This is a genomic window from Stenotrophomonas mexicanensis (assembly GCF_032911605.1).
In the GTDB taxonomy this organism is placed as follows: Bacteria; Pseudomonadota; Gammaproteobacteria; order Xanthomonadales; family Xanthomonadaceae; genus Stenotrophomonas; species Stenotrophomonas maltophilia_A.
In genome coordinates, this window is the sequence record NZ_JAWJTG010000071.1 from 1 (window position 1) to 11,207 (window position 11,207).

Consider the following 11,207-nt stretch of genomic DNA (forward strand, 5'->3'; position numbering starts at 1 on the left):
GGGTCCGGTTGCGGGAGTGTCCGCGGCATGGATGCCGCGGCCAAGCCCCCATGGATGGGTTTACGGCGTCTCCCGCAACCGGACCCACCCCGCCTACCCACGGATAGCCAGCTTTTGCAGTTGACGTTGACGTTGACGTTGATTCGGCAGGTGCAGGGCTGCAAGCCCTGCCGAACACCCCTCAACGCCTGGGAGCGAGCTGCTCGAGCATTTCCCAGGATTTCAGTCCTCGTGGCCCCAGGTGATGGGCCAGCACCCGCCGCATCGGCAGGCGCAGGCTGGCCAGGTCGGCGGCATCGGGCTCTTCATCGGCGGCCAGCGCCAGCAGCGCAGAACCCGTCGCGGCCGCCCGGCGTTCCCCACCGCGCTCGCTGAGCAGGCGCTGCGCGCCTTCCTGTGGGTCCAGTTCGTAGCGCGCGGCCGGGTCGATCGGCTGGCCGTCGCTGGCGCTGTCCAGATCGAAACCCAGGCCCAGCGCAGACAGCAGCTCGCGCTCAAACCGGCGCAGGGTCCAGGCCAGGCCGGCGCCCACGGCCAGCCGCGCGCGTGCCTCGCCGTAGGCCAGGTACAACTCCGGCAGCGGGTCCTGGCGCGGGGCCAGGCGCAGGGTCAATTCACTCAGGTAGAAGCCGGCCAGCATCGCCTGGCCGACCAGGCGCGGGGCAGCATCCAGTGCCTCGGCACCCCGCAGCTGGGCCAACTCGCCCCGCTGCTGGGCACTGAAGCGGATCCACTGCAGCGGCTGCAGGGCCGCGCGCAGCACCTGTCCCTTGGCGGTGGATACGCCACGCGCGAGCAGGCCGATCCGGCCATGCTGCGCGCTCAGCACTTCGACCAGCAGGCTGGTCTCGCGATAGGCCCGTGCATGCAGCACGAAGCCGGTGTCGTCCTCGATCATCATCGAAGCGACTGCAACGGCTTACTCGTAACCGAAGGCCTTCAGTGCGGCCTCGTCGTCGGACCAGCCTTCACGCACGCGCACCCAGGTCTCCAGGAACACCTTGGCCCCGAACAGGCGCTCCATCTGCAGGCGGGACTTGGCCCCGATCTCCTTCAGGCGGGTACCACCCTTGCCGATCACGATCGCCTTCTGGCCCTCGCGCTCGACCCAGATCACCGCACCGATGCGCAGCAGGTTGCCATCTTCGGTGAAGCGCTCGATTTCCACGGTGGTGGCATACGGCAGCTCTTCGCCCAACTGGCGCATCAGCTGTTCACGCACCAGTTCGCCGGCCAGGAAGCGCTGGCTGCGGTCGGTGATCTCGTCTTCGCCGAACATCGGCGGCGCTTCCGGCAGCAGCGCCAGTACGTCGCGTACCAGTGCCTCCAGGCCGTTGCGCTTCTGCGCCGAGATCGGATGCACCGACGAGAAATCGCGGCCGGCCGTGACTTCCTGCAGGAACGGCAGCAGCGCGCCCTTGTCCTTCAGCCGGTCGATCTTGTTGACCACCAGCACCACCGGGATACCGGCGTCGCGCAGAACATTGAAGGCCAGGCTGTCTTCCTCGTCCCAGCGACCAGCTTCGATCACCAGCAGGCCGGCATCGACGCCTTCCAGCGAGCCACGCGCGGCGCGGTTCATCACCCGGTTCATCGCCCGCTTCTGCACCTTGTGCAGGCCGGGGGTGTCGACCAGCACCAGCTGGCCTTCCGGATAGGTGGCGATGCCCAGCAGGCGATGGCGCGTGGTCTGCGGGCGGTTGGAAACGATGCTGACCTTGGCGCCGACCAGGGCATTGGTCAGGGTCGATTTGCCCACGTTCGGGCGGCCGATGACGGCCACGCTGCCGCAATGATGGGAAGTTTGTTCGCTCACTTGGAATCCAGTTGTTCTAGGACGGCTGCAGCCGCCTGTTGTTCGGCAAGCCGCCGCGAGGCGCCTTCGCCCTCGGTGCTGGCGGCCGGGTCGGCTACGTTGCAGCGTACCCGGAAGTGCTTGGCGTGGTCGTCACCGGATTCTGACACCAGTTCATACTGCGGCAACGCCTTCTGTCGGGCCTGCAGCCATTCCTGCAGGCGGGTCTTGGGGTCCTTCTCGGGCCGACCGGAAGCCGGCAGTGCCTCGATCGAAGCGCTGAACCAGGGCAGTACCACCGCCCGGCAGGCCTCGAAGCCGGCATCCAGGTAGATCGCGGCCACCACGGCTTCCACCGCGTCGGCCAGGATCGAATCGCGGCGATGACCACCGGACTTCATTTCGCCGGGGCCCAGGGTCAGCCGCTCGCCCAGTTCCAGGGTGCGCCCGATCACCGCCAGCGCGCCTTCACGCACCAGCTCGGCACGGGCACGGGTCATCGCGCCTTCGTCAGCCTTGGGCCAGCGTCGGTACAACGCCTCGGCCGCCATCATGTTGACGATGCTGTCGCCGAGGAACTCCAGGCGCTCGTTGTGCGGCGCACCGGCACTGCGATGCGTCAGCGCCTGCTTGAGCAGGGCCGGGTCGCTGAAGGCATGACCGATCAGGTCGCCACGTTGGATGAATTTACTGGGCACCGCTTCGTGTCAGGTCCTGGGAAGAATCGAATTTGCCAACCACATCGAGGTTGCCGATCAGCTGACGGCGCACTTCGTAGTTGACCTTGAGGGTCCAGCCATTGTCGCGACGGTCGAACTTCACGTTGGCCGGCTTCACGTTGTCCGAATAGTTGATGTACAGGCGCTTGAAGAACAGGTCCTGGATGCGCGCCGGCTCCATGCTGCCCACGCCCGGCTCGTTGGCCAGGCTCTTCATCGCCGAGCGCACCGCGTAGTACTCCTGGTACATCGGGAACAGCTTCATGCCGATGTAGAGGAAGAAGCCAACCACGATCAGGACCGTCAGGAACGAGGTCAGGGTCATGCCACGCTGCGTGTTCATCGTCTTCATTGCGTTCTCCCCAGATACGCGTTGGATGTGAAAATACTCAGTTGGTGCCCGCTCAGTTGATGCTCGAGCCGATCCGCGACGGCTCGAAGCCATCCTTGCAGAACCAGCCCTGGCAGTTCAGCCAGATCAGGAACGCCTTGCCACGCAGGTTCTCTTCCGGCAGCAGGCCCCAGAAACGGCCATCGTCGCTGTTGTCGCGGTTGTCGCCCATCACCAGGTACTTGCCGGCCGGCACGGTCCACTGGCCCTGGCCACGCGGATAGTCGGTCTCCAGCACCGTGTGGGTGCGGCCCGGCAGGTGCTCGACCAGCAGGTTGGCGCCCTCGCCCTGGCCCTTGTGGCCGGCGTAGATGCCCTTGTTGTCGTACTTCAGCGGCTCGCCGTTGAGGATCACGCCGTCGCCTTCGAAGACCACGGTGTCGCCCGGCACGCCGATCACGCGCTTGATGAAGTTCTCGCCCTTGGCCGGATCGTTCTCGCCATGGCCGGGGAAGTGGAACACCACCACGTCACCACGCGAGGGCTCGCCCACCGGCACGAACTTGGTGTTGCTGATCGGTAGGCGCAGGCCGTAGGAGAACTTGTTGACCAGGATGAAATCGCCGATCAGCAGGTTCGGCATCATCGAGCTGGACGGAATCTTGTACGGCTCGGCGATGAAGCTGCGCACGATCAGCACGATCGCCAGCACCGGGAAGAACGCACGCGAGTAGTCCACCAGCACCGGCTCGGAATCGAGCAGGCCCGCGCGCTGGGCGCGACGCTTGGCGAGGTACAGCTTGTCCGCGAGCAGGATCAGGCCCGAGGCCAGGGTCAGCACGACCAGGAGGATCTCAAACAGTTTCATTCAGGGTCCTTTGCAACGTCACCAGACGACCGGCCCCGCAGGGCCGGTGCGGGCTTACTTGTTGTCCATCTGCAGCACGGCCAGGAACGCTTCCTGCGGGATCTCCACGCGGCCGACCTGCTTCATGCGCTTCTTGCCTTCCTTCTGCTTTTCCAGAAGCTTCTTCTTGCGTGAAACGTCGCCACCATAGCACTTGGCCAGCACGTTCTTGCGCATGGCCTTGACCGTGGTACGGGCGATGATCTGCGAGCCAACGGCGGCCTGGATGGCCACGTCGAACATCTGGCGCGGGATCAGGTCCTTCATCTTTTCGCACAGTTCGCGGCCGCGACGGTCGGCATGGCTGCGGTGCACGATCAGCGACAGTGCATCGACCTTGTCACCGTTGATCAGTACGTCCACGCGCACGAACGGGCCTGCGTCGAAGCGCACGAAGTGGTAGTCCAGCGAGGCATAGCCACGGCTGACCGACTTCAGCTTGTCGAAGAAGTCCAGCACCACCTCGGCCATCGGCAGCTCGTAGCTGATCTGCACCTGGCTGCCCAGATAGTTGATGCCGATCTGGCTGCCGCGCTTCTCTTCGCACAGCTTGATGATGTTGCCGATGTACTCCTCGGGGGTGAGCACGTTGGCACGGATGATCGGCTCGCGGATCTCCTCGACCTGGTTCACCGGCGGCAGCTTGGCCGGGTTGTCCATGTTGATGATCGAGCCATCGGTCTTCAGGACTTCATACACCACCGTCGGCGCGGTGCTGATCAGGTCCAGGTTGTATTCGCGCTCCAGGCGCTCCTGCACGATTTCCATGTGCAGCATGCCGAGGAAGCCGCAGCGGAAGCCGAAGCCCATCGCCTCGGAGCTTTCCGGCTCGAAACGCAGCGCGGCATCGTTCAGGCGCAGCTTGTCCAGCGCTTCGCGCAGGTCCGGGTAGTCTTCGGCATCGACCGGGAACAGGCCGGCGAACACGCGCGGCTGCATTTCCTGGAAGCCCGGCAGCGGCTTCGGTGCCGGGTCGCCGGCCAGGGTCAGGGTGTCGCCAACCGGCGCACCGTGCACGTCCTTGATGCTGGCGGTGACCCAACCCACTTCACCTGCACGCAGCGCCGGCAGCACCTTGCGCTTCGGGGTGAACACGCCGACGTTGTCGACCTGGTGGTTGCGGCCGGTGGACATCACCTGCAGCTTGTCACCTGCCTTGATCTCGCCCTGCATCACGCGCACCAGCGAGACCACACCCAGGTAGTTGTCGAACCAGGAGTCGATGATCAGCGCCTGCAGCTTGTCGGTGTCGCGCGGCTTCGGCGGCGGGATGCGATGCACGATCGCTTCCAGCACGTCCTGCACGTTCAGGCCGGTCTTGGCACTGACCGGCACGGCGTCGGAGGCGTCGATGCCGATCACGGCCTCGATCTCGGCCTTGGCGCGCTCGATGTCGGCGGTGGGCAGGTCGATCTTGTTGATCACCGGCACCACTTCCAGGCCCTGCTCCACGGCGGTGTAGCAGTTGGCCACCGACTGCGCTTCCACGCCCTGGGCCGCATCGACCACCAGCAGCGCGCCTTCGCAGGCGGCCAGCGAGCGGCTGACTTCATAGGAGAAGTCGACGTGGCCGGGGGTGTCGATGAAGTTCAGATGGTAGGTCTGCCCGTCCTTGGCCAGGTACGGCAGCGACACCGACTGCGCCTTGATCGTGATGCCACGCTCGCGCTCGATCGGGTTGGAGTCGAGCACCTGCGCTTCCATCTCGCGGGCCTGCAGGCCACCACAGAGCTGGATGATGCGGTCGGCCAGCGTGGACTTGCCGTGGTCGACATGGGCGATGATGGAGAAGTTGCGGATGTTCCGCATCGAATCAGAAGACATAGGTGGCGGCGGCGCGCGGCGTCGTCAGGGTAACGGTCGATTATCGCATGCCCGGCGCCCGCCCGCGAAAACGGCCTCATCGGACCGGGCCTGGAATGGCCGAAGCCCCGCCAGGGCGGGGCTTCGGGGAAAAGCCGGGACCGCCGAAGCGGCCCCGGCAGGCCTTACTGGCCGGCCTTGACCGCGACGAACGCGCTGTTGCCGCTGCCGGTGCGCACCAGCAGCATCACCACGTCGCCCTTCTTGTAGCTGGACAGCGCACGGTTCAGCGCGTCCACGCTGCCGACCTGGGTGCTGGCCACCTGCAGGATCACCATGCCCGGAGACAGGCCCGCATCACGCGCGCCCTGGCCCTTGACCCCGGTGATGCGCACGCCTTCGCCCGATTCCAGGCCCAGCTGCTTGCGCTGCGGTGCGGTCAGATCACTGACGTCCAACCCCAGCAGGGCATTGGCGCCGGCCTGCGGAGCCGCATCGCTGTCGCCGGTGGCCGGGCCACGCGAACCGGCCTGCCCGTCTTCAGTCAGTGCGGTCAGGGTGGCACTGAGGTCGCGCGGCTTGCCATCACGGATCACGCCCAGGGTGACCCGGCTGCCCGGTGCCATCGCGCCGATCAGCGGCGGCAGGTCGGACCAGCTGTTGACCGGCGCGCCGTTCACCGAACGGATCACATCACCGATCTTCACCCCGGCCCGGGCTGCAGCCGAGTCCGGCACGATCTGGTTGACCAGGGCGCCGCGGCTGTCCGGCAGGCCCATCGCCTGCGCCTTCAGCCCGTCGATTTCCTGCACCACCGCGCCGAGCTGGCCACGGGTGACCTTGCCGGTCTTCTTGATCTGCTCGACCGCGCTCATCGCCAGGTCGATGGGGATCGCGAAGCTGATGCCCATGTAGCCGCCCGAGGCGGAGAAGATCTGCGAGTTGATGCCGACCACTTCGCCACGGGTGTTCAGCAGCGGGCCACCGGAGTTGCCCTGGTTGATCGCCACGTCGGTCTGGATGAAGGGCACGTAGCGCTGGTCCGGACCACCTGTGCTGCGGCCGAGGGCGCTGACCACGCCGGCAGTGACCGAGTGGTCGAGGCCGAACGGCGAACCGATCGCGACCACCCACTGACCCGGCTTGAGGGAGTTGGAGTCGCCAACGCGCACGGTCGGCAGGTTCTTGCCGTCGATTTTCAGCAGTGCCACGTCGTACTGCTGGTCGCTGCCCACCACTTTCGCGGTGAACTCACGGCGGTCACCCAGCTTGACCTTCACCTCGCTGGCATCGGCCACCACGTGGTAGTTGGTCAGCACATAGCCATCGGGCGAGATGATGAAGCCCGAGCCCATGCCGCGGCCCTTGATGCTGGGGCCACCGTCCGGACCGCCCGGGCCCTGCCCCGGCATCGGGAAATCCGGGCCGAAGAAGCGGCGGAAGAACTCCGGCATGTCATCGTCGCCGCCCATCGGGCCCCGCGAGGCCTGGCGGTTGTTGCGGACGATGGTGGTGTCGACGTTGACCACGCCAGGCCCGACCTGTTCGACCAGATTGGTGAAGTCAGGCAGGCCCGTGACCAGCGGCTGGGCCGGGGCCCGCGGCGCGGCGGCCGGCGCGGCCGGCGTCTGGGCGGCCGGAGCCGGGGCCTGCGCGCAGGCCACCAACGGCAGGGTCAGGGCCAGCAGGCCCATGGCCTGCGTGCGGAGTCGGGGAGTCATCGGACGGCAACCTCCGGATCGGATGGAAAGAGGAATACGGGCCCCGCCGACGGCGGGGCGTGAAAGCGCCCGGCTCAGTCGCGCGGGCGCGGCGGCACCGGCAGGTCGTCCTGCAGGCGCGGCTCGAACGGGTAGAACGCGGCGCCACCGGCGTGGGCCGGGAAGCTCGCATTGAGCGCGCCACCGGCAGCGGGCGCCAGGCTGGAGCGCGGCCACGGTCGCGCCTGCAGGCCACCAACCTCACCGAACGGCATGTTGCGGCTGGCATTGGCCGGCACGGTCGGGGTCAGCGGCGCCTGTGCGGCGGCCACGGCGCGTTGCGGCATGTCCTCGCGCTGGGCGGCACGCGCGGCCTGCTGGCTGCGGGTAGCGCTGGCGCGACGGGTGTCCTGGCGTCGGCTGGCCGCGGCCATGGCCACTGCCGGTACACCGGCCACGGCCATTGCGGCGGTATCCACCGAGGCTTCGGTTACCGGAGCCGGCGTCGTCGGCGCCGGTGCGGGCGCAAGTTCGGCCTGGCTGGCGATCACCTGCGGTGCCAACGGCCCGCCCGGGGTGGCTTCCTTCAGCTTCTCGCCGCCCATGAACAGCGCCACCGCCGCCACCGAGGCGGCCAGTGCGGCGCCACCGCCCCAGGCCCGCCAACCGCTGCGGCGCACCTCGCGGCGCGGCTCGGCCTGCGGCGCCGGTTCGGCAGCGATGGCGGCGGCCACGGCCGCGCTGAAGCCGGCCGGCGCCAGCGCCGAGGCCTGCCCGCGCATCACGTCACCCAGCAGCTGCCAGCGTTCCTGGCAGCCGGCCAGCTCGGGGTCGTGCTCCATCCGGCGCAGCAGGAAGCGCGCTTCGTCGGCGCCCAGCTCGCCATCGACCAGAGCCGACAGCTGTTCGCGATGGCGCTGGTCCAGGCGCTGCCCGGCGGGCGATTGGTGGTTCTGCGATTCGTTGAACGGATTACTGGTCATACGCGGCTCTTCTCACGGGTGGCGCTGCCGATGTCCAACAGCGGCCGGAGTTCGGTGTCGATCGCCTCGCGCGCCCGGAAGATCCGTGAACGCACGGTGCCGATCGGGCACCCCATTTTCTGCGCGATATCTTCGTAACTCAGGCCTTCCACCTCGCGCAGGGTGATCGCCAACCGGAGTTCTTCCGGCAGCGCATTGACGGCCTTCATCACCGTCTGTTCCAGTTCCTGGCGCATCAACTCGCGTTCGGGCGTATCGGTGTCGCGCAGGCGCGTCCCGCTGTCGAACTGTTCGGCGTCACCGATGTCGATGTCATCGGTCGGCGGCCGGCGATTGTGTGAAGCCAGGTAGTTTTTGGCGGTATTCACGGCGATTCGATGCAACCAGGTTGAGAACTGGGCATCGCCGCGGAAACTTCCGATCGCGCGGTACGCACGGATGAAAGTGTCCTGGGCGACGTCCTGACATTCGCTCCAGTCGGCGATGTAGCGACCGACCAGGGCCACCACGCGATGCTGGTACTTGCGCACCAGGACATCGAACGCGGCGCTCTCGCCGTGCTGCACGCGCCGGACCAGTTCCAGATCCAGCTCCTGAGGTGTATCAACATCGGCCATGAGGGGCCGCACTCCTGTCAGCCCAACCGACGTCGGGCAATGAGACTGCCAATCCCGGGAAAAGTTCAGTCGCCGATCACCTGGCGCCGCACCAGCTTTTAACCACCGTTCCGTTAGCGTCCCGGTCCACGGCCATGGATCCGGGGTCGCCACTCCCCTGCTATTGGGATTTGACGCGGGGGAAACAACCTCTGGATCATAGCCGCTTCTCCATACACAACCGGATGGAACGTCCATGCTCTCAGGCTTCGATGGTCTCCGCTTCAGCCACTGGCACCCCGAGATCCGCGACGACGGCGTGGTGGTTCTCTCCCTGGATCGTCAGGACAGCAGCGTCAACGCCATGTCGCAGGACGTGCTGCTGGAACTGGGCGACCTGCTCGAGCGCATTGCACTGGACCCGCCCAAGGGCGTGGTGATCCAGTCGCTGAAGAAGGCCGGCTTCATTGCCGGTGCCGACCTGAAGGAGTTCCAGGAGTTCGACCGCCGCGGCACCGTCAACGACGCCATCCGTCGCGGCCAGGCCACCTACCAGAAGCTGGCTGAACTGCCCTGCCCGACCGTGGCAGCCATCCACGGCCACTGCCTGGGCGGCGGTACCGAGCTGGCGCTGGCCTGCCGCTACCGGGTGGCCTCCAATGACAGCAGCACCCGCATCGGCCTGCCGGAGACCCAGCTGGGCATCTTCCCGGGCTGGGGTGGCAGCGCGCGCCTGCCTCAGCTGGTCGGCGCACCGGCGGCGATGGACATGATGCTGACCGGCCGGACCCTGTCGGCCTCGGCCGCGCGCGGCATCGGCCTGGTCGACAAGGTGGTGGCACCGGCGGTGGTGCTCGACACCGCCGTCGCGCTGGCGCTGTCCGGCACCACCCGCCCGTTCAAGCAGCGCGCGACGGCCTGGGCCACCAACACCTGGCTGGCCCGCACCCTGCTGGCACCGCAGATGGTCAAGCAGGTCGCGCGCAAGGCCAAGAAGGACCAGTACCCGGCGCCCTACGCGCTGATCAGCACCTGGCAGCGCAGCGGCGGCAAGCCGATCCAGGCACGCCTGGATGCCGAGCGGCGTGCCGTGGTGAAGCTGGCCAGCACGCCGACCGCGCGCAACCTGATCCGCATTTTCTTCCTGACCGAGCGCCTGAAGGGCCTCGGCGGTGGTGATTCCGGCATCCGCCACGTGCACGTGGTCGGCGCCGGCGTGATGGGCGGTGATATCGCCGCGTGGGCCGCCTACAAGGGCTTCGAGGTGACCCTGCAGGACCGCGAGCAGCGCTTCATCGACCCGGCCATGGAACGCGCGCAGGCGCTGTTCGCCAAGAAGGTGCGCGACGAGAGCAAGCGTCCCGCGGTGGCCGCGCGCCTGCGTGCCGACCTGGAAGGCAGCGGCGTGGCCGAGGCCGATCTGGTGATCGAGGCGATCATCGAGAACCCGGAAGCCAAGCGCGCGCTGTACCAGACGCTGGAACCGAAGATGAAGCTGGATGCGCTGCTGACCACCAACACCTCGTCGATTCCGCTGGTGGAGCTGCGCGACCACATCCAGCGCCCGGCACAGTTCGCTGGCCTGCACTACTTCAACCCGGTCGCGCAGATGCCGCTGGTGGAAATCATCCATCACGACGGCATGGCGCCTGAGACCGAACGTCGCCTGGCCGCGTTCTGCAAGGCACTGGGCAAGTTCCCGGTGCCGGTGGCCGGCAGCCCGGGCTTCCTGGTCAACCGCGTGCTGTTCCCGTACATGCTGGAAGCCGCCACTGCCTACGCCGAAGGCATCCCGGGCCCGGTGATCGACAGGGCGGCGGTGAAGTTCGGCATGCCGATGGGCCCGATCGAACTGATCGATACCGTGGGCCTGGACGTAGCCGCCGGTGTCGGCCGCGAACTGGCACCGTTCCTGGGCCTGCAGATTCCGGCCGCGCTGCAGACGGTGGAACCGGACAAGCGCGGCAAGAAGGATGGCCAGGGCATCTACACCTGGGAGAACGGCAAGCCGAAGAAGCCGGACGTGGCCAGCGATTACCAGGCCCCGGCCGATCTGGAGGACCGCCTGATCCTGCCGCTGTTGAACGAAGCGGTGGCGTGCCTGCACGAAGGCGTGGTGGCGGATGCGGACCTGCTGGATGCCGGCGTGATCTTCGGCACCGGCTTCGCACCGTTCCGCGGTGGTCCGATCCAGCACATCCGCGCAGTGGGTGCCGACGCGATCGTCGAGCGGTTGAAGGCGCTGCAGCAGCGCCATGGTGACCGTTTCGCACCGCGCCCGGGCTGGGACAACCCCGCCCTGCGCGAACCGGTGGTGTGAGTTGATCGGCCGGGCCTGCGGCCCGGCACCCGCGGTAGTGCCGGCCGCTGGCC

The 11,207-nt window shown here is 67.3% G+C and carries 10 protein-coding genes; 1 reads left to right on the forward strand and 9 read right to left on the reverse strand.

The window, feature by feature from the left end; all coding sequences use genetic code 11:
• Positions 1 to 181: 181 nt before the first annotated feature.
• From recO to rpoE, 9 genes are all read right to left on the reverse strand, one after another.
• Positions 182 to 901: a DNA repair protein RecO gene (recO, locus tag R1L06_RS19905; RefSeq protein ID WP_032129846.1), complete on the reverse strand. Its 720-nt coding sequence runs from the start codon at positions 899 to 901 to the stop codon at positions 182 to 184.
• 18 nt (positions 902 to 919) lie between these two features.
• On the reverse strand, positions 920 to 1,816 hold the full coding sequence (gene era / locus R1L06_RS19910) for a GTPase Era (RefSeq protein WP_010482823.1): 897 nt from the start codon (positions 1,814 to 1,816) through the stop codon (positions 920 to 922).
• The gene (gene rnc / locus R1L06_RS19915; RefSeq protein ID WP_032129847.1) at positions 1,813 to 2,493 is read right to left on the reverse strand and encodes a ribonuclease III; all 681 of its coding nucleotides are present in this window, start codon (positions 2,491 to 2,493) and stop codon (positions 1,813 to 1,815) included. Before rnc ends, era begins: the two co-directional genes overlap by 4 nt.
• Positions 2,483 to 2,866, reverse strand: coding sequence for a DUF4845 domain-containing protein (locus tag R1L06_RS19920; protein WP_010482821.1), 384 nt, complete (start codon positions 2,864 to 2,866; stop codon positions 2,483 to 2,485). The genes rnc and R1L06_RS19920 overlap by 11 nt, the downstream gene beginning before the upstream one ends.
• A 52-nt stretch (positions 2,867 to 2,918) precedes the next feature.
• Positions 2,919 to 3,713: a signal peptidase I gene (gene lepB, locus R1L06_RS19925; RefSeq protein WP_032129848.1), complete on the reverse strand. Its 795-nt coding sequence runs from the start codon at positions 3,711 to 3,713 to the stop codon at positions 2,919 to 2,921.
• 54 nt (positions 3,714 to 3,767) lie between these two features.
• Positions 3,768 to 5,561 (reverse strand): translation elongation factor 4, encoded by a 1,794-nt coding sequence (lepA, locus tag R1L06_RS19930; RefSeq protein ID WP_032129849.1) that lies wholly within the window; start codon positions 5,559 to 5,561, stop codon positions 3,768 to 3,770.
• Between the two features lie 179 nt (positions 5,562 to 5,740).
• Positions 5,741 to 7,276 carry a DegQ family serine endoprotease gene (locus R1L06_RS19935; RefSeq protein WP_317218564.1) on the reverse strand — a complete coding sequence of 512 codons (1,536 nt, stop codon included), beginning with the start codon at positions 7,274 to 7,276 and terminating at the stop codon, positions 5,741 to 5,743.
• 74 nt (positions 7,277 to 7,350) lie between these two features.
• Positions 7,351 to 8,238 carry a sigma-E factor negative regulatory protein gene (locus R1L06_RS19940; RefSeq protein ID WP_317218565.1) on the reverse strand — a complete coding sequence of 296 codons (888 nt, stop codon included), beginning with the start codon at positions 8,236 to 8,238 and terminating at the stop codon, positions 7,351 to 7,353.
• Entirely contained in the window at positions 8,235 to 8,855 is a 621-nt protein-coding gene (gene rpoE / locus R1L06_RS19945; RefSeq protein ID WP_010482816.1) for an RNA polymerase sigma factor RpoE, read from the reverse strand. Before rpoE ends, R1L06_RS19940 begins: the two co-directional genes overlap by 4 nt.
• Positions 8,856 to 9,090: 235 nt before the next feature.
• Between rpoE and R1L06_RS19950 the strand changes: the two genes are divergently transcribed.
• A complete protein-coding gene (locus R1L06_RS19950) occupies positions 9,091 to 11,154 on the forward strand; it encodes a 3-hydroxyacyl-CoA dehydrogenase NAD-binding domain-containing protein (protein WP_049401338.1) in 2,064 nt (687 codons plus the stop codon).
• The last annotated feature ends 53 nt before the right edge of the window (positions 11,155 to 11,207 follow it).